The following is a 20,463-nucleotide window of genomic DNA, read 5'->3' on the forward strand; positions in this document are numbered from 1 at the left end:
CACGTACCGCCGCGACCGCGCTCCGCGTAGGCCGTCCCGGACCGCCGGTCGGTGCGGTCACCGGACCTCCTGGCCGTCGGTGACCTGGTCGGCGCCGCGGACCACCACCCGGTCGCCGGCCTGCACGCCGTCGATGATCTGCACCAGGTCGGGCCCCTGCACGCCCACGGTCACCGCTGCCCGGTCCGCCTTCCCGTCGCGGACCACCCAGATTGCGTCCCGGCCGTCGGCGGAGAAGACCGCCGATGCGGGGACGGTGACCGCGTCGGCGGCCTCGCGCACCCGCAGGTGGACGATGGCGTTCATGCCCGGGCGGGGCGTCGGGGCCGGCTCGCCCTCGCGCAGCTTCCCGGCGCCGAGGCCGAGGCGTACCCGGTAGCTGACTCCACCCCGGGCGGAACTGGTGGGGAGCACGTCGACCGAGCGGACCGTGGCCTCGTACGTCGCTCCGGTGACCGCGTCCAGTTCGACGGTCGCGGTCAGCCCGGGTCGCACCAGCAGCACGTCCGTCTCGTCGACCTCGGCGGCCAGGCCGAGCGCACTGGTGTCCACGATGGTCAGGACGGGCGCACCGGCGGTGACCCGGCCACCGACGCCGATCGCGTCGTCCACGCCCGACGGCGGGCCCGCCCGGGACGGGCTGAGCGCCGACGAGTCGATGCCGGCGGGCAGCTCGCCCCCGCCGAGCAGCGCGCCGAGGTCGGTCCCACCCCCGGTCGGGGTGCCGCCCGGCTGGACCACTCCCCCGATCGGGGCGCGCAGGGTCAGCGCGTCGACGGTTGCCTTCGCCAGGTCGTACGCCTGCTGGGCCTGGAGCCGTTGCGCGGACGACAGCGCGCTCACGGCGGAATTCAACCCCGCGATGCCCCGCTGCACCGAGCGGACGGCCTGGTCGGCGCTGCGCGCGGCGGCGGCGTACTGCTTTTGCCCGGAGGTGACCTGGGCCAGCAGCGCGTCCCGCAGCTGCGGATCGGCGATCTTGTTCGCGGCGTCCCGGGCGGCGTCGAAGGCCTCGTCGGCGGCCTTGTCGGTGCCGCGCCGACTGCCGGTCAGATCGCCCGTGCCGACGCCCCGACCGGCCCGCTTCGCGGCGGCGAGCGCCTCCTTCGCCTGGCGGAGCCGCTGCTGGGCGGAGGGCGAGTCGACCACCGCGAGGACCTGGGCGCGCTTCACCCGCTGTCCGGGCTGGACGCGCAGGCTGGTGAGGGTGCCGTCGGCGGGGGCGGTGAGGGTGGCGGCGGCCCGGGCGGTGACGGTGGCCGGGGCGTCGACGACCTCGGCGACCGCGTTCCTGGCGGCCGAGGCGAGCGTGAGGTTCGACCTTTCGTCGCCGCAGGAGGCCGCGGTGGTGGCTGTCAGGACGGTGACGGCGATCAGGGTGGTGAGTAGGCGGGGCCGCGTGGCTCTGGGGGGCCGCGGCGAGTGGGTGCGGCGCACTTGACCGATGCTACGGGCCGGAACACGCCATAACCATGAGTGGTCGCCAGGCCACGGAAACCCTGCTGCGGCGGAACCACCCACGCGAAGCCTCGAGTCTGTACGGCGACGTCCGGAAGAAGCATATGAACAGGCCGAGCGGGACGACGACGGACGAAAGATCGACCGGGTCATCCCGCGCTTCCAAGACATGGTCGTACCAACCCAACCCGCCGAGGCCGGCTACGGCGACCGTCGAGGCGACGGGGCTTCGCGTCACCCTACGACGCAGGGCGCCAGGACGCTGATGACCAGGAGGGCGGTCAGCAGCCGGGGTCGCACCGACCTGTCGCGAAAATTGAACGGCGCCACCACGAGCGCGGTGACGCCGTTCAATTCACTTCAGTCGGGTCCAGCTCAGCTGATCGGCTTTAGACCCAAGTCCACATCTATTCCTCTCCAAGAGCCAGCCATGCCAGGGCGTCCTCGTTTTCAGCAACCGTACGGTAGGGCTTACCGACGTTGCGACGGACGGTCTCACGGAGTGAGGTCGCCTTGTAAGGAGCAGGCAGAACAGCCGTTCCGATGCTGTCCTGCCAGACAGTTCCCTGAACGAAAACCGAGCCGCTCAGGGACGACATGGCGAACCCAGGGCAGCCGGGCCCCCAACCTAGTACCCCGGATGCCGCACCTACTCCCATCACATCCCATTCGTCTGCCAGTTGGACCAACCCCCACACAAGTTCAGCCTCCTCCTCGTCGTCGGGACCAGAACCGCCGGCTGCCGCCAGCGGAACCTCCAGCGAAACCAGGAACCGTCGCCCGTCGGTGAAGAGTCCGTAGTCCGTGGCCAACGTGTACCAATCCGCATTGGCTTTGGACACCCGCTCGGGGTCGTCGAGACTCACGGTGCGGTCGCGTCGTCCCTCGTCGGGGTGGCTGGACGTCACCATCCAGGCGGCGAAGCTCGGTATCCCAGTCGACCTCTTGATTCCGAGGAAGTCGAACCCGAACTCCGCCATCCTGGCCACGAGCAGGCCCGACGGCCGCCTTGAAAATGTCACCAGACCTCAACACTTGGGCACGAAGGGTAGGAGCTTGTTGTAGTTGTGGCCATGGGGGTTTTTCCCGTCGGGCGCGAGGTAGGCGAACTGGCCGTCCTTCTCAAGGATCCGGTACGCGTTGTTGTTCGGGTCCGGAGCATAGATCTTCGCACCCGCCCACCACTTCGTCTTGCGGTTGTCGCCGCCTCGGTAGAAGTCCAGAGACCCATTTGGGTTCGTACGCTGCTGCAGCGTCCCGTCCTTGATCTGCTGGACACCCCGCTGAATGATGTTCGGCGACGGCTGCCCGTCGGTGTTGTGCACGAGGACCGGCGCGGTTCCGGCCATCACATAGTAGGTGTGGATGCCGTCGACGGTCAGGTTGTAGGCCATCGCCGTCTTGGTCGAAGCAGGACGAAGGCCACCCACCGGGAAGAAGTGACCATCCGGACCAGTGACCAGGTCGCCGCGGTTGAGCTCGTCCGCCCGCTGCCACGCACGATCCGTGTGATTCCAGAACGGATGATCCTCAGTGGTGGTGAGAAGCACTCCACCGATCTCGAGATCGATCAGTTCGTCCCGGTGCACCCAGACGTGAGTCACCCTCCGAGGACCGTGTTCGCCAGTTTCGGGATCAGAGACGAGGATTTCGTCACCAACCTCGACCTCATCGATCGGCTTGGTGCTGCCGTCGGCCATGAGCACTTCGGTGCCACCGCTGAAGCTCATGCAGCCGCAGTTGCACTCGACGTCCGGCCCGCGGTTTTGCTTGCCTCCCTTGCCTAGGCCACCCTTACCGCCAACTCCCGAGATGATCCGATCGTCGTCGGGCAGATTTTCGACACCCCAGTCCCAGTGATCGGACCAGAGTTCCTCGATCCACTGCTGACAGCCGCCGGGCCTGCCCATCTCGTGACAGATGTTCATGGCGAGATTGCGGGTGTCATCCATCATCCAGTCTTTGTTGTTGCCCTGGCTCATGGTGGAGAAGTGCGCGGCCCGCTGGGCGTTCCAGCGGCGCATGAACTCCTCGTAGGGCACGGTTTCCGGCACCATGATCCCGTAGCCGAGGTTCCGCGGGTGGTTCCACTTCCGGGACTTGGTGCTCTTCCGACCGTGGCTGTTGCCCCACGCGATGTTGGCCTCGGTCCCACAGCCGCCCGGGCATCCGCCAGCGCCACGACCGTCTCCCTCCTTCAGAGGGCGCGGGTCGTACCCGCGGCAGTCGAACTCCAGGCAGTCGCTCGGGATGAGGCCGCTCGGATCGCTCAGGGTGACCGGGGAGTTGTTGGCGTAGGAGTAGCCGTTCCACTGCTGCGGATCCGCCACGTCATGCAAAGCGTCGAGCGAGACGAAGCGTCCGATACTCGGGTCGTAGTTACGTGCACCGACCTGGGTCAGCCCGGTGTTCGGGTTGAGCGGCTGGTTGAGGAAGCCCCGATTGTCGGGAGCCGACACCGTGGCACCTCGCGGCGCGCCGTAGGGCGCGTACTGCCGCCAGGTCGGCACCTGGGCGGTGTTGTTGAGGTAGAGGCTCGGCGTGCCCTGGTGGTCCGGCACGGTGAAGCCGTACGTGCTGCCACTGCCAGTCCGATAGGCCATCGCACCGCTAGGCAATTGGTAGTACCGGGTGCCGCTCAGCGTCTGGCTGCTGGTGTTCAGGACGATCTGCTCACCGGGCAGGTAGAGGGTGGTTACCCCCGGGTCCTTCTGGATGAGCAGGTTGCCGTCGGCGTCGTACAGGAAGGAGCTGTCCCCGTCCGTACCGCCGGTCACCGACCCGAGTTCGCCACTGTCGTCCCAGGCCAGAGCCTGCGTGCCCTGCCCGGCCTGACGGCTGGTCATGTTCCCCGCGTTGTCGTAGGCGTACGAGGTGCTGCCGGTGAGACCACCGGTGGTGGTCGTGCCGGTCAGCGTGTGCGGCTGCCCCTTGCCGTTGCCGTCGTAGGCGTAGGTGGTGGTGGTGTCGGTGCCACCGGTGAGCGAGTACTGCGTCTGGGTCTTGCGGTTGCCGAGCGAGTCGATGTCCCACTCGGTCCAGTACCTGCTGGTCACACCGATACCGCTGCCCACCATCGCCCGGTTGCCGGTGGTCGGGGTGACCGCACAGCCGTCGGTCGCGGTCCACGCCTTGGTGAGCCGCCGCAGCGAGTCGTACCGGTAGCACTGGGTTTCCGACGCCGTGGTCGGCTCGTACCGGGTGTCGACCGTCTTGACGATGTTGCCGGACAGGTCGTACTCGTAGTCCTGCTTGTCGACATTTTTGGTCGTGGTCGTCGTCTTGGTGACCATCTGCTGCTTACGCCGACCGTTGTGGTCGTCGTAGGTGTTGACGATCGACGCCAGGCTTGTGGCGGAACCCACGACACCACGCGTCACCCGACCCCAGGCGTCATACTCGGTCGACTGGCTGTAACCGGCCAGACCGCCGAGGGTGGTCGGCATGTCCAGCACGCCACTGTAGCCACGCAGGACCGTCTCGGCGGGCAGGCCGCCCCGGGCCGGGTAGGCGTCGGTGATCGGCTTTCCGGTCGAGGCGTTGTAGCTGTGGCTGAAGCCGTAGGTGTTGCCGAGCTGTCCCTCCACCGCGGGAATGGTGATGGTCTCTCCGGTGGAGGAGCCGAAGGCGTTGAAGCCCACCCACTGTGTGCCGTAGGCGGCGCCGTTCCGGAAGGCGGTCGCGGTGGTCAGGTTGCCGATCGGGTTGGCCATCGAGGCCACGGCGGCGTTGTCGTTGTCGTACACCCAGGCGGCGAGCTGGTTGCTCGTCGACTGCCCCGATACCGCTGCCGCGTAGCTACCGGTCTTACGGTTGAGCTTGTCGAAGGTGTACGAGACCGTCTTGCTGCGCGCGTCCGTCGACTCCACGACGTTGCCGACACCGTCGTAGCGGATCGTGCTGGGGCCGGAGTCCGGGTCGTCCTTGCTGACCACCTGCCCCAGCAGGTTGTACTGGCTGGTCCAGACGTTGCCGGCCGCGTCGGTCATCGTGGACTGGTTGCCGTGGCCGTCGTACCCGTAGCTGCTGGCGACGGTGGTGCCCCCGGTCACCTGGAAGATGCCGGTGAACGGGTTGGCCGGGCTGTTCAGTGTCGGTGCCGAGGTGTACTGGAGCTGCTTCTCGGCCCGGCCCATCGGGTCGGTCACCACGGCGGTGGTGGTGCCGCCAGTCGGCGGGATGACGGTCGTCCGGTCGCCGTTGTAGACCGTCCTGCTCGACGACTTGACCACGCCGTCCCGGGCGGCCTCGGTCAGGATGACCCGGCCGAGCCCGTCGTAGGTGTTGAAGGTCTGGTTGAGGGCCTTCTTCAGCAGGCTGTCGGCGTAGACCGGGGTGGTGTCCGGCGTGGCGGCGGCGTCCCACCAGCCGTTGTACGTCGCCCGCACCCAGCCGCGGGTGTCGTAGAACGAGTCGGTGACCATCCGGCCGCCCTGCGGGGTGACCGACTGGGTCTGCCGCACCCGGTACAGCGCGTCGTAGATGGTGGTCGACTTCTGGTAGCCGTTGCTGTTGTTGAGGGTCTCGGTGGTCGTCGCCGTCGGCCCGGTCTTCGAGACCGTGTAGGTGTGCTTGACGTTGGCGGGGGTGCTGGTGGCCCGGGAGGCCATCCACACCGCCGTGGTCCGGCCGAGCGCGTCGAACTGGGTGCGGGTCACCACACCGTTCGGGTCGGTGCTGGAGGTGGTGAGGTTGCGCATCGGCGTGGCGGTGTTGGAAGAGACGTGGCCATCCGCGTTCGTCACGGTATGGCCGGTGGTCAGACCAACGGCGTTGTCCGTGTAGGCGGTCGTGCTCTTGTTGCCGTTACCGTCCCAGCTCCCGGTCGCCCGGCCATACGCGTCGAACTCGGCCCGGTCGGTGGTCTGGTAGACGTACGCGCCGGAGACCCAGTCGGACGCCTCCCGGACCATGGTGACGTTGCCCCGGGTCGGCGCGGCCTGCGGGAAGGTGGTCGCGAAGGTCGGGTCGTCGTAGTAGGTGCGCACGTGCGAGACGACCTGCGCCGGACGGTTGACCGTCGTCGGGGCGGTGAGGGTGTTCATGCTGCCCGGCTCCGACGCTGGGGAGCCCTGGGTGAAGCCGCCGCAGGCCACCGACACCGTCTCGACCTGGCTGGTCAGGCCGACCAGGTTGAGGCCGGTGTTCGCCGGGGCGTACGTCGTGGTGGTGCAGCGGTCGTAGGCGGCGTTCGCCGGCACCGAGTGGTCGTACGTGTGCTCCAGCAGGCCGAAGGTCGCCGAGCTGGTCGACGTGTCGTACGACATGTCGGTCTGGCTGTACCGCCAGGTGGTGGTGCCACCGGTGGTGACTGCCTGCCGCCGCCAGGTCTGCACCGGCGCGCTGAACCGCGCGTTCAGCGCGGGCAGCCCGGTACGGCTGCGGCTCGCCGTCGCCCCCGATACCCAGTACGAGGTGACCGTCGAGCTGTCGATCGGGCCGCCGTCGCCGAGGTAGCTGGTGGTCTCCAGCGCACGCCCCGCGAGCTCGTCGACGTCCTCGTGGACGCCGCCGGCGGAGTCGGTGACGTTGACGACCGTGGTGTTGTTGTTCTTGCTCATGCCACGGTAGTAGGTCGTCTCGGAGAGCGTGCGGGGGTCGTTGACCCCGTCACCGCTGCGCACCCGGACCTTGCCGTAGCCGCGGAACTGTCCGTACGTGCGGTACTTGGCCTTGATCACCTCATTGTCGTCGTAGTGCCAGGCGGCACCGCCGACGTACTCGTAGCTGGTGGAGGTGGCCGGCGCGCCGCCGGTGGGGTCGGTGGCGGTGACCCGGGTGACGGCGTACTTGTTGAACCAGTCCAAGGTCTGGTTCGTGTACCCGTCCGGCGTCCAGTAGGTCGGGTAGCAGGACTTCGTGTTCGACGCCGGGCTGACCGTGACCGGGGCGGTGCACGGCTGCGGCAGCTCGTAGCTGGGCGAGACGACCGAGCCGGTCTCAGTGGTGATCGCCGAGATGCGCTGCCGGTAGAACGACGGCAGGCCGCCGGTGACGTCGACCCGGTTGGCCAGCTTGATGCCGCTGAACGACACCGAGGGCAGCGTGATGGCGGCGGTGGAGCCACCGGAGGTGGTGTCGTGCCCGCTGCGGGTGATCGACGACAGCCACAGCGTCGGTGAGGTGCCGTCCCCGGTCGCCGGCATGGTGTGGGCCAGGGTGTATCGGTCCACCGGCTTGTGGGTGGAGGTCGCGGTGTCGTACTGCTGGGTCTCGATGGAGGTCAGCCGCACGGTGGAGAAGAACGACGGGCTCCACGACTGGCAGTCGGTGCCGGAGTTGCAGATCAGGTCGAACGGCACGTCCGGCCAGTTGGCCTTGTTGGTCGAGTTCAACGGCTGGCAGGTGCCGGAGAGGCAGCGGTCGCCGGTGTTGAAGATGATCCGGTTCGGGACGGTGCCGTAGGCGCCGTTGTCCCGGAAGCCGTAGTCGATACGGGCCAGGTAGCTGTCCCGGATGTAGGAGACGTCGGTGGTGCCCTGGTTCCGGCCGTAGTAGTTGGTGGCCTGGTTGTAGTAGTAGGCCATCGCGTTGCCGTGGACGTCCTTGACGTAGTCGAGGTTCCACCGGTACGCCATCGTGCAGACCGAGGAGGAGAAGCCGGCCGAGTTGTAGCAGGGATCGCCCGAGTGCGGCGAGTAGACTGGAGTGTGGTCGACAGACTTGGTCTCCGGCTTGCCCGTGGTCCAGCCCGGCAGGCGGTTGCGACCGAACTCGTAGGTTGTGCCGTCGCGCTCGGTGACCCGCCAGTAGTCGGTGTTGTAGGTGCCGCTGCCGTTACCCGAGTTGGTCACCTTGGTGACCACGGCTCCGGTGTCGTTCTGGAGCTTCCATACGTCCTTTGTGGAGTCCCAGATCAGCGAACTCGACGACCCGTTCAGCGCGATGGTCAGAATCGGGCCGGTATAGCAGCGGTCGTAGGTCTTGACCGGGGACGGACTGCCGCCCGGGTCGTCCTTGCAGGAGACAAAGGTCTGCTCGACGTACGACTTCGGCGTGGTCCAGCCGTCGCCGGCCCAGGACGCCTGCGCGTTGGTGGAGGAGGTCTGCCCGTCGACGCCAGCCGAGTCGTAGGCCAGGCCGACCTGGGGCACGAGCTTCGACCGGCTCGGCGGCACCGTCACCGGGTACGAGTACGAGAATGAACCCGTGCTGTTGCCCGCGCTCCAAGAGCCGGACGGCATCAGATCGGTCGCGGCGTAGGTGCCGCCCTTGCCGCCCTCCTCACCGGCGGTGGCGACCGCTGCGAGCACCATCGCCGTGCTGGTCGTCTGCGCTGCAGAGGCGGTCGGAGTCAACGTGACCTCGGCCGACACCGTGCTCGCCTTGGCGTCGTTGGTCGACGGCAGGGGCTTCGGGGTGCGGCACGTGTCGACGGTCGGCGTGGTCAGCGCGCACGCCGGCAGCTGCACCAGCCTCAACCGCGAGCCGTAGTTGCCGCCGTACGCCTCGGCGAACTGCGCGTAGTCCACGCCCACCCGGGCCGCGCCCGAGGCGACGTCCGGCGTGACGGACAGCAGCACGCCGTCCACCCCGGCCGCCTCCGCCGCCGTCCGGTCGGCGACCTTCACCTCCAGACTCCGCGGACCCGCTGGACGGCCCGCCTTCGCCGGCACCGGCTGCGCCCACACCGGGGTACCCGCCACGCGCACCTTGGCCGGCGCTGCCACGCGGCCACTGGCGGCCGACGCGGACACGGACTCACCCAGGTCCACCCGGGCGGACGCGGCCTTCGGCCACGTCGTTCGGGTCGGCTTGTAGGTGGACTTCGCCTCGTCCGGCGGAGTCTTGAACTTCGTCGGCAGGGGCTTGACGCCCTTCACCGACCGGCCCGGCGAGACGGCGGGCAGCTTCGGCTGCCCGTCGTCCACCGGTTTCGCCATCGCTGGCGTACCCGACAACAAGCTCGCCGCCAACGACGCCGCCGCGGTCATCGCGACCAGACGTCTGGGACGAGTCAACAGGCGTAAGCCCCCGTGCCCGACCATTCGAACCTCACCTCTGCGAGATACAAGGAAAGCCACGCAGGGTGTCAGATCGCGCACCCCCGTGGCGCGACCAATGTTTCATGTCATCGATCCTTCAAGGTAACGGGAAGGTAACGATAGGCAAGGATCACAGGGTTCATAACGACCGCAGAGAGTTCGAAAGGGACAACCCGATGTGAGGGAAGGCGTTCCCCGAAGGCCGGTCCGGCTGCTTCACTGTGGCCGCTCAGCGGATGCGGGACGCGCGTCCGTAAGACATGCACACGGGGGAGGTACCTCTTGATGCCCAAAAACAGCCCTCCACAGCGGACGAGACGAAGGAGAGCGGTCGCGACCAGCGTCGCCACCAGCGTCTTCCTGGCCAGCGCGGCCACGTCCCTGACCATCTCGCCGGCCGTCGCGGCACCGGCCAAGCCGGCCGCGAAGCCGGCCAGCGGCTCGCTCGGTGTCGACCAGGCCATGGTCGAGGCGAAGCGGACCGGCAAGCCGGTCGAGGCGGTGAAGGCTCGGACGTCGACCTCGACCTACACCGCCCGCCCGGACGGCACGGTCGAGCTGACCCAGTCCGCCGTCCCGACCCGCACCCGAGTCGACGGCCAGTGGAAGAACCTCGACCCGACGCTGGTCCGGCACCCCGACGGCAGCATCACCGCCGCCGCCACCACCAACCCGATCCGAATCTCCGCCGGCGGCACCGGCCCGCTTGCGCAGATGACCAGCGGCGACCGGGCACTGTCCGTCACCGCACCACTGACCCTACCCAAGCCCACCCTGTCCGGGCCGACGGCCACCTATGCCGAGGTCCTGCCCGGGGTGGACCTCACCGTTCGGGTCAATGGCGGGGGCTCGTTCTCCCACGTCTTCGTCGTCAAGAACCGCCAGGCCGCCGCCAACCCCAAGTTGGCCGCCCTCGACCTGGCCACTACCACCAAGGGCGTCACCCTCGCCGCGGACACCGCCGGGAACATCACCGGCCGTGACCGCGCCGGCCAGACGGTGCTCACCGCCCCCGCCCCCGCCATGTGGGACTCGGCCACCCGCTCCACCACCCAGGCCGGCCCCACCAGCCGCGACGCGACCTCCAGCCCCGCCGCCCCGGGCGAGGACGCGAAGACCGCCCCCATCGGGGTCAAGGTCAGCGCCGGCAAGCTGCGCCTGACCCCGGACCGGGCCCTGCTCGACGACGCCAGGACGGTCTACCCGGTCTTCATCGACCCGACCTTCACCTGGACGCCGGTCGGGCCGACGATGTCCGGCTGGGCGACGATTTCCTACCAGCACCAGTCGACCAACTACTGGAAGAACACCCCCGACCCGATCGGCCGGATGCAGGTCGGCAACTCCGGCAGCCAGCGCTCCAACACGCTGATCAACTTCCCGGTCCCCTACAGCACCCTGACCGGGGCGGAGATTTACGACGCGATCTTCAAGATCACCAACACCCGGTCGTGGAGCTGCACCGACAAGACGGTCAACGTCTACGCGCCCGCCACGGCGCTCACGTCGGGCAACGCGACCTGGAACTACTGGGAGACCCAGAGCAACGGCTCCCTGGCCGCGTCCAAGAGCTTCGCGTACGGCTACAGCGGCTGCGACGCCACCGGCGTCTCCTTCGACATCACCAACCAGATCAAGGCAGACGTCACCGCCAAGAAGGGCACCCGGACGCTGCGGATGGTTGCCGCCAACGAGGCCAGCGACACCCAGAGCTGGAAGGAGTTCCTTGAGACCAGCCCCACGCTGACCATCCGCTACAACCACGCCCCCGCCGCGCCGACCGGGCTGAAGACGTCGCCCGCGACGTCCTGCACGGCTGCCAGCCCGACGGTCGTCGGTGACACTTCGGTCTCGCTCTACGCGCCGGTTTCCGACCCGAACAGGGGCACCCTCGGCGTGAGCTTCAAGGTGTGGAAGGACAGCGACGCCACCCAGACCGCCATCGTCCCGATCGACCCCAACCTGTTGACGTACTCCTCGGGAACCACCGCGGTGCGCATCGTTCCCCGGGATGTACTCGCCTCGAAGTCCCTCGACGGCGCCGGGAAGCCGGTGCCAACGAGGTTCGCGTGGAAGGTCCAGAGCACGGACTTCCGCACCCCCAGCGCCTGGTCGGTCACCTGCAAGTTCACCTTCGACGCCACCCGCGCCGGGCCGCCGAAGATCGCGGAGCTCACCGAGCCGACCACGATCGGCACGCCGGTGACCATCTCGATCACCCCGCCTTCCGACGGGACCAAGCCGACGAGCTACGTCTACCAACTGAACGCGGCACCGCCGGTGGCGAAGGCCGCAGACGTGAACGGCAACGCGAGCTTCGAGGTGACCCCCACGCGCTTCACCAACACCCTCTCCGTCACCAGCGTCACCGCGGCCGGGAAGAATTTCGGCGAGACGGACGTCTTGGAGTTCAACGCGAACCCCCCGTCCACGCCGGCCCCGGACGGTGACCTGAACGGTGACGGCAAGGCCGACCTGCTGACCGTCGGTTCGGTCAACAACCTGAAGGCCGGGCTGTGGCTGGCCGAGAACAACGGCGAGGCGGGCGTCAACCCCGGCATCAGCAACATGGGTGCCCGGGGCAACGGCGTCACCGGCAACAACTCCCCGGCCGACTTCGACGGCGCCCAGGTGCTCACCGGGCGTTTCACCGGCGGCAGCTTCCAGGACGTGATGGTCTACTACCCCGCCGGCAGCAACCCCGGTGGTGGCGGGATCATCGCCGGCAACGGCGACGGGTCCGTGCTGATGCCGGAGCGTAGCGGCGTCCATTACAGCATCGACCCCAGCTCTCTCTCCGACGAGTACAGCAGGTCGCCGATCCAGCTCGCCAGCATCGGCGACGCCCGTGGCTACGGCTCCGACTTTCCGGACCTCATCGGTACCACTGGTGACGCGACCAACGGCTACCAACTGACCTACTACCCCAGCATTGCGATCTCCGGCGGCTTCATTGGAGGGACCTCGACCGGTGCGCTGACGCCTACCGGCGACACCGACTGGAACAACTGGACCATCGCCACCGCGCAGACCAGCACCGGCGCCGCGATGTTCCTGTGGAACAGGGCCACCGGTGGCCTGTACCTCTGGTCCGACCTGCACTACGACGACAACACCGGACAGCTGACCTCCACGGCACGCACCCTGGCCGCCTCGGGTTGGAATACCGGTGCCTCGCTGTCCCTGCGGGCCGGCGACGTCGACAACGACGGCACGCCGGACCTCTGGACCGTCGGCTCCGGTGCGGCAACCACCGCCTGGCTGGTCACCAACCTCCAGCCGACCAGCGCCACCATCACCGCCCAGCCCCAGCAGACGCTGATCACCTCCGACCACACCTGGCAGTTCGACGACCAGGCCGACGATCCGGTGATTACCGCCAAGGACCTCTCCGGCGGCAAGGCGCTGGCGGTCGAGGGCGGCAACGTGACGTGGCGGAGTGGCGACCTCTTCAGCCCGGTCGTGATCATGAACACCGACGAGACCGGTACCGTCGTGGACGTCTCGAAGAAGGGTGCCCTCTCGGTCAACGAGCGGCTGATCGACACCAGCAAGTCGTTCAGCATCTCGGTCTGGGCGAAGCCGACCGCTGCCGGCGGCGTGATCGTCAGCGAGGACGGCGCCAACGCCTCGCGTTTCCTGCTCTGGAACAACGCGAGCGACAACACCTGGCGCTTCGGCCTGGGCAACACCGACAGTGGGTGGTCGTACACCCAGGTGGTGACGCCGGCCGGCACGGCGCTGGGGGTGTGGACGCACCTGGTCGCCACCTACAACGCCGAGACCCGGACGATCTCGCTCTACGTCAACGGCATGCTGAAGGGCAGCGCCCAGTACACCGCGACGCCGACCTGGCCGAGCACCGGCAAGTTCGTCGTGGGGCGCTACCTCTACCAGGGCGCGCCGACGGCGCACTACGCCGGCATGCTGAGCAACCTGCAGGTGTGGAAGCGCGCGCTCACGCCCACCCAGATCGGCGCGAGCAACACGACCCGGACCGGCAGCCTGACGCCGGCCGGGGCGACCACCTGGACGCCGCCGGGCACGGGCACGGCGCAGACCGACATCTACGCCATCGACGCCAGCGGCAACCTGTGGAAGGACCGCAAGCGGATCTTCCCGCCGAACTCGCCGATCCCGCCGGACAACCAACTGTGGGCGCCGCGTCTGATCTCCACCGGCTGGAACCAGTTCACGCCGTTCGGCGTCGCGGACATGAACCACGACGGCTACCAGGATCTGGTCGCCCTCGACAACACGTCCTGCGATCTCCAGGTCTTCCTCGGCACCGCCGACGACCTGAGCCCGACGCCCTCGTTCCTGGGCAACGGGTGGTGCGGCTACCGCCCCTTCGGGGTGGCCGACTGGAACCGTGACGGTTTCCAGGACATCATCGCCGCGCACCCGAACGGCGAGATGTGGAACTACCCCGGCGACCTCGTCGGCGGCAGGGCCGCACGGGTACGGATCGGGACCGGCTGGTCCAGCGACTTCACCACGTTCGGCATCGCCAACGTTCGCGGTGACACCACACCGGACGTCTACACGAAGATGGCGAGCACCGGCGTGTTGCGGCTCTACGACTTCCCGGCGGGGGCCCCGGCGGGCATCATCCAGGTCGGTGTCGGTTGGGGCGGCTACACCTCGTTCGGCCTGACCGACTTCAACCGGGACGGCAAGCCGGACGTCATCGCCCGGGAGAACTCGACGGGCAAGCTCTGGATGTATCCGGGGGCAACGGGCGGCATGCTCAGCGCCCGCACCCAGATCTCCTACGGCTGGTGACCTGAGGACGGCGGGCCGGGCCCTCGGGTCCGGCCCGCCGTCGCCGCTTCCAGGTCGCGTACCTCATTCACCCGACCGGCGTGCGCCGACCGGCGGACCGGTCGGCGTGCGCCGACCGGCGGACCGGTCGTTCCAGGGAGGCCGCATCCGTGCCGCCACGACTAAGGGGAGTCACCTCTCGATGTCCAGAAGCCCATCCACACGCCCCAGCCGTCTGACCGCGTCCGCCGCAGCGGCCGGCCTGTTTCTCAGCACCGTCGCCGTGACCGGCACGCCGGTCGCCGCCGCGCCCGCCGCTCCGGCCGCGAAGCCGGCCGCCGCCCCGCTCGGGGTGGACCAGGCGATGAGGCAGGCCCGGCGCACCGGTAAGCCGGTCGAGGCCACCGCCGCCGGCACCCCCACCGCCACCCTCACCGCCCGCCCCGACGGGCAGGTCGAGCTGACCCAGTCCGCCGTGCCCACCCGTACCCGGGTCGACGGCCAGTGGAAGAACCTGGATCCGACGCTGGTCCGGCACGCCGACGGCAGCATCACCGCCGCCGTCACCACCAACCAGGTCCGCCTCTCCCCCGGCGGCACCGGCCCCCTCGCCCAGATGACCAGCGGCAGCCGGGCCCTGTCGATCACCGCGCCGCTGCCACTACCGGCACCGACCCTGTCCGGGCCGACCGCCACCTACGCCGAGGTCCTGCCGGGCGTCGACCTGACCGTCCGGGTCGCCGGCGAGGGCTCGTTCTCGCACGTCTTCGTGGTCAAGAACCGGGCCGCCGCGGCCAACCCGAAGCTGGCCACCCTCGATCTCGCCACCACCGGCAGGAACGTCACCCTCGCCGCCGACGCGGCCGGCAACATCATCGGCCGGGACACCCACGGTGAAACGGTGATCACCGCTCCGGCGCCGGCCATGTGGGACTCCACCGCCACCGCCGAGGCGGGTCCGGCCGCGCGGGGCGCGGCGTCGACCAGCGCCGCACCGGGCAGGGCCGCGAAGACCGCCCCGATCGGGGTACGGATCGCCCCGGGCCAGCTCCACCTGACCCCGGACCGGAAGTTGCTCGACGACTCCAGGACGGTCTACCCGGTCTACATCGACCCCACGTTCACCTGGACCCCCGTCGGGCCGAAGATGTCCGGCTGGGCGACCATCTCCTACCAGCACCAGTCGACCAACTACTGGAAGGACACCCCCGACCTGATCGGCCGGATGCAGGTCGGCAACTCCGGCGAACAGCGCTCCAACACGCTGATCAACTTCCCGGTCCCCTACAGCACCCTCGCCGGGGCGACCATCAGCTCGGCCACCTTCAAGATCACCAACACCCGGTCCTGGAACTGCACCGACAAGACCGTCTACATCTACGGCCCCAGCACGGCTCTGAGCCAGTCGAACGCCACCTGGAACTACTGGGAGGGCGTCAGCAAGGGCAGCGCGATCGCGTCGAAGAGCTTCGCATACGGCTACAGCGGCTGCGACGCCGCCGCCGTCTCCTTCGACATCACCAACCAGATCGAGGCCGATGTCGCCGCCGAGAAGCCGACCCGCACCCTGTGGATGGTCGCCGCCAACGAGGCCGGCGACACCCAGAGCTGGAAGGAATTCCTGGAGACCAGCCCCACGCTGACCATCCTCTACAACCACAAGCCGAACACGCCCACCGGCCTCACCACCTCACCGAGGACGACCTGCGCGGGCGGCAGCACCGTCGGCGACGCCTCCGTCTCCCTCTACGCCCCGGTCTCCGACCGGAACGGCGGCACCCTCGGCGTGTCCTTCAAGCTCTGGAAGACCTCCGACAGCACCCAGACCGCCCTCGCCTCCTCCAACCCGAGCCTGCTCACCTACTCCTCCGGCTCCACCGCGGTCCTCGTCGTCCCGGTGACCACCCTGCGCAACGCAGCAGCCGGCGCGCTCACCAGCTTCTCCTGGAAGGTCCAGGCGACCGACTTCGGCGCCACCGGCGACTGGTCGACGGTCTGCTCGTTCACCTTCGACCCGACCCGTCCCGGAGCGCCGGGGGTGCCCGACCCGGCGGACGGGTCGACCACCATCGGCGAGCCCTTCAGCATCGACATCACCAAGGCCAGCGGCACGGATCCGAGCGGGTACGTCTACCAGCTCAACGCCGGCCCGCCCGTCGACGTGACCGCCACGAACGGCGCCGCCACGATCACCTTCGTCCCCACCCGGTTCACCAACACGCTGACCGTCACCAGCGTCTCGGCCGGCGGGAACATCGGCGACAGCGCCAGCGTCACGTTCAACTCCAACCCGGCCGCCACCGCTCCGGACGGCGACCTGAACGGCGACGACGCTCCGGACCTGGTGACGGTCGGCGCCACCAACGGGCTGCCGCCGGGGCTGTGGCTCGCCCTGGGCGGCAGCGAGCACAGCGCCGTGGCCGGGACCAACATCGGCGCCCGGGGCAACGGGGTGAGCGGGCAGAACTCGCCCGCCGACTTCACCGGCGCGCAGGTCACCACCGGCCACTTCACCGGCACGGGTCTCCAGGACGTCCTCGTCTACTACCCCACCGGCCTGTACGCAGGAACCGGTGGGGTGCTCAGGGCCAACGGTGACGGGTCGGTCATCGAGAGCCAGCAGAGCGGGAACCAGTTCAGCCTCTCCCGGGACCTGCTCACCGACGGCGACGGCACCCTGCCGTCGCAGCTGGTCAACGCGGGGAACTCCAGCGGGGCCGGCACCGGCTACCCGGAGCTGATCGGCGTCAGCGGCGACACGACCGTCGGTCACCACCTGACCTACTACTCGAACTTCTTCGCTCCCGGTCTCTACGGCAACCCGGTCCGGATCACCCAGGCGACCCCGACCGGCGGCGCCGACTGGGAGAACTGGACCATCACCACGACCCAGTTGGACGACGGCACGGCGATGTTCCTCTGGAACCGCACGACCGGGGCCCTGCACCTCTGGACCGGCCTCGCCTTCGACGGCATCGACCAGCTCAGCCACACCTCGTACCTGTTGAATCCGAGCTGGAACACCGGCGCGGCCCTCGCGCTGCGGGCCGCCGACATCAACAGTGACGGCACCCCCGATCTGTGGACCGTCGGAGCCGGTGGGGTGACGAAGGCGTGGCACGTCAGCGGCCTGGCCGCCGGCAGTGGCACGATCACCGCGCAGCAGCCCCAGACGCTGGTCACCTCCGACCACAGCTGGCAGCTCAACGACAACACGCAGGGCGCGATCAGCACCGTGAAGGACGTCGCGGGCACCCTGCACGCCACCGGCAACGCCGGTGTCACCTGGGGCACCGGTGACGCCTTCGACCCGGACGCCGTGTTCAACGGCACCAGCGGCACCCTGACCACGGCGTCGACGGCGATCAACACCAACGCCGACTTCACGGTGGCCGCCTGGGTCAAGCCCACCGCTCTCGGCGGGACGGTCCTGTCCCAGGACGGCACCAACACCGCCGGTTTCAAGCTCTGGACCGACGCCGCTGACAAGTCGTGGCGGTTCGCCATGCCGCGCACCGACGTCACCAGCCCGACGTACGACACGGCGGTCAGCGCTCCCGGCACGGCCCGGCCGGGCGTCTGGGCGCACGTCATGGTGAGCTTCACCAAGTCGAGCGGGGCGATGACGCTGTACGTCAGCGGGGTGAACTCCGGACGCGCCACCCACACCACCGGGTTCAGCGCGGCGGGCGGATTCCGGATGGGCAGCCACAAGACCGCCGCCAGCACGGTCGGCGGCTGGTTCAAGGGCGAGCTCGCCTACGCGCAGACCTGGAACCGGGTCTGGACCATCGACGCCGACACCGCCGCCAGCGGTGACGTGACGGTGGTCAAGTCGGCGACCGGCACCCTGCTCGCGTACCGGCGGGGGGCGGACGGCTGGATCTGGGGCAGCGGCCAGGTCACCGTGGGCGGCGCCTTCGGCACCTGGATCCGGATCGGCAACCGGAGCGGCTTCATCGGCAGCCCGACGGCGCTGAAGGCGTCCAACGGCACGATCGTCATCTACGCCCGGGGCATCGACAACCAGATGTACGGGGTCGGCCAGCCCGCGGTCGGCGCGGCGTTCGCCGATTGGAAGCTCGTTGGCGCCGGCCAGCCGGCGGCGGGCTTCGCCAGCGACCCGAGCGTCGTCCTGACCACCTCGAACACCCTCGCCATCTACGCTCGCGCGGCGGACGGCTGGGTCTGGGGGACGAACCAGACGGCCGTCGGCTCGGCGTTCGGCAACTGGGTCCGGATCGGCATCGGTGGAGCCGGGGTCGCCTCCCGGCCGCACGTCATGAAGAACGGCGCCGGTGCCATCGTCATGTACGTCCGGGGCACCGACAACAAGATCCACGGCGTCGGCCAGCCCGCCCCCGGTACGGCGTTCGGCGGCTGGCAGAACATCGGGACCGGCGGGCCCATCGGCGGCTTCGTCGGTGACCCGACCGGGCTGCTCACCCCGAGCGGCCGGTTCGTGCTCTACGCCCGCGGGGCGGACGGCAAGCTCTGGGGCACGGGTCAGGCCACCGTGGGCGGCCCGTTCGGTGCCTGGTTCGTCATCGGTACCGGGCAGCCCACGTTCGCGGGCGACCCGGCCGCGCTGCTGACCTCCAGCGACCGGATCGTGCTCTACGGCCGGGGCACCGACGGCAAGATCTGGGGGTCGGGTCAGGCCACGGTCGGCGGCGCCTTCGGCGCCTGGGGCGTCATGGGCACCGGCACGCCCACGGCGGGCTTCGCCAGCGATCCGACGCCGGCGCTCAACGGCAACAACCTGCTCACGCTGGTCGCCCGGAGCACCGACAGCCGGATCTGGACCGCCGCCCAGCCGTCCAGCGGCACGGCGTACGGCAGCTGGACCGAGATTTCGTGATCCGGTCCTGAGGGGAGGGGCGGCTGCGGCCGCCCCTCCCCGGGCCCGACCGTCCCGCGTCGACGACCGTCGGCGCGGGACGGTCGCTTTACCCGGAAGATCAGGCGGCAACGGCGCGGACGTACCCGACGCACTCGTCGTGCAGCGGCCCCCAGGGGTCGCCGAAGACCTGCTCGGAGGCGTCCTCCAGGGACCGGCGCTCGTGCACGACGGCCCGGAAGAACTCCAGCACCCGCTGCTCGCCGTACCGGTCGACGAGGTGGCGGACGGCCAGGTAGCCGACCCCGTAGGCGGCGCCGGCCCGGTCCGCCGGATCGGCGTCGGCCGGCGCCAGGCTGTCCAGCCGGCCGTTCCAGCCGCCGAGCAGCGCGCGGACCTCGTCCAGCCCGTCGTACCGGGTGACCGGCGCTCCGTCGGCGCCGGCGTACTCGGCCAGCCCCTCCACCAACCACCAGGTCCGCTTGACCGAGTAGCCGCGGTCAGGCAGCGAGGCGGCGTGGGTCAGCTCGTGCCGCAGCAGCTCACCGGCGCCGGTGGCGGGCAGCGCGTCGGCGTTGAGCACCACCTCGTGGTGGCCACCGCCGACGCTGACCGCGTAACCTCCGGTCCACTTCGGGCGGCCGCCGCCGTACCAGCGCCGCCACTCGGCCGGGCCGGCGTAGAACACCCGGTACCGGTCCGGTGGCGGGCCGGCCACCGCGTACAGGTCGGCGACCTTCGCCGCCGCCTCGGCCTCGGCGAGCAGGCCGGGCAGCTTCCCGCGCAGCGCCGGGGTGGTGGCCACCAGGGTCCGCCGGCCGACGGCGACGGCCAGCTCGCTGACCTCCCAGGGCCGGGCGCCGGTCTGCGCCGACCGGGACTCCTCGACGGCGAGCAGGACCGGCGCGTCACCCGTATCCCGCCAGCGGGTGCCGACCAGCACCGGGCTGGGCGGGCAGTCCGGGACGACGAGGCAGTAGCGGAAGGTGACCAGTTGCCGCCACTCCCCCGCCCGGCCCGGGACGGCGGTGGGCAGGCCGTCCCGCTCGGCCCGCCACACGGTGACCCGCAGTGCCCGGAGCGCGGCGTAGCGGCGGGTCAGGGCGGCGCGGGCGGACCGGTCGGCAATGGCCAGGAAGCCGGCGCGGTCCCCGCGCAGCAGGGCCCCGGCCTGCCGGTCGAGCTGCGCGGTCAGCCGGTCGCCCACGCGGCGGGCGGCCAGGGTGGTCGGGTCGTCCGGCGCGGCGGTGGTGCGGGCCGACGCCGGCCGGTCGGTGACCCGTTGGATCACCCCGGCCACCAGCACCGCCGGCAGGGCGCAGCCCAGCAGCGCCACGACCGCCGCGAGCACCGCCCACAACGGCCAGCGCGGGCGCGGTCGCGGCTGGTCCACCCCGTCGGTCACCGGCGAAGGGT

Annotated in this window: 6 protein-coding genes; 2 read left to right on the forward strand and 4 right to left on the reverse strand. The window is 69.8% G+C overall.

Features of this window, described 5'->3' with window-relative positions:
* Positions 1-57: 57 nt before the first annotated feature.
* From ACLQ2U_RS14935 to ACLQ2U_RS14945, 3 genes are all read right to left on the reverse strand, one after another.
* Positions 58-1,446 (reverse strand): efflux RND transporter periplasmic adaptor subunit, encoded by a 1,389-nt coding sequence (locus tag ACLQ2U_RS14935; protein WP_425751386.1) that lies wholly within the window; start codon positions 1,444-1,446, stop codon positions 58-60.
* 419 nt (positions 1,447-1,865) lie between these two features.
* Positions 1,866-2,438: a hypothetical protein gene (locus ACLQ2U_RS14940; RefSeq protein WP_425751225.1), complete on the reverse strand. Its 573-nt coding sequence runs from the start codon at positions 2,436-2,438 to the stop codon at positions 1,866-1,868.
* Positions 2,439-2,486: 48 nt separating this feature from the next.
* Positions 2,487-9,341 carry an RHS repeat-associated core domain-containing protein gene (locus ACLQ2U_RS14945; protein WP_425751226.1) on the reverse strand — a complete coding sequence of 2,285 codons (6,855 nt, stop codon included), beginning with the start codon at positions 9,339-9,341 and terminating at the stop codon, positions 2,487-2,489.
* Between the two features lie 387 nt (positions 9,342-9,728).
* Here ACLQ2U_RS14945 and ACLQ2U_RS14950 point away from each other — a divergent pair, with 387 nt between their 5' ends.
* Entirely contained in the window at positions 9,729-14,228 is a 4,500-nt protein-coding gene (locus tag ACLQ2U_RS14950) for a LamG-like jellyroll fold domain-containing protein (protein ID WP_425751227.1), read from the forward strand.
* A gap of 262 nt (positions 14,229-14,490) precedes the next feature.
* On the forward strand, positions 14,491-19,068 hold the full coding sequence (locus tag ACLQ2U_RS14955; protein WP_425751228.1) for a LamG-like jellyroll fold domain-containing protein: 4,578 nt from the start codon (positions 14,491-14,493) through the stop codon (positions 19,066-19,068).
* Between the two features lie 100 nt (positions 19,069-19,168).
* Here the strand turns inward: ACLQ2U_RS14955 and ACLQ2U_RS14960 are convergent, their stop codons facing one another.
* Entirely contained in the window at positions 19,169-20,452 is a 1,284-nt protein-coding gene (locus tag ACLQ2U_RS14960; RefSeq protein ID WP_425751229.1) for a hypothetical protein, read from the reverse strand.
* Between the last annotated feature and the right edge of the window lie 11 nt (positions 20,453-20,463).

Source organism: Micromonospora sp. DT47, assembly GCF_049844475.1.
Classification (GTDB): Bacteria; Actinomycetota; Actinomycetes; order Mycobacteriales; family Micromonosporaceae; genus Micromonospora.

Excerpts from the sequence above, each read along its gene's own strand:
- ACLQ2U_RS14940 (WP_425751225.1), bottom strand. The coding sequence starts at position 2,438 with ATGGCGGAGTTCGGGTTCGACTTCCTCGGAATCAAGAGGTCGACTGGG.
- ACLQ2U_RS14945 (WP_425751226.1), bottom strand. The coding sequence starts at position 9,341 with ATGGCGAAACCGGTGGACGACGGGCAGCCGAAGCTGCCCGCCGTCTCG.
- ACLQ2U_RS14950 (WP_425751227.1), top strand. The coding sequence starts at position 9,729 with ATGCCCAAAAACAGCCCTCCACAGCGGACGAGACGAAGGAGAGCGGTC.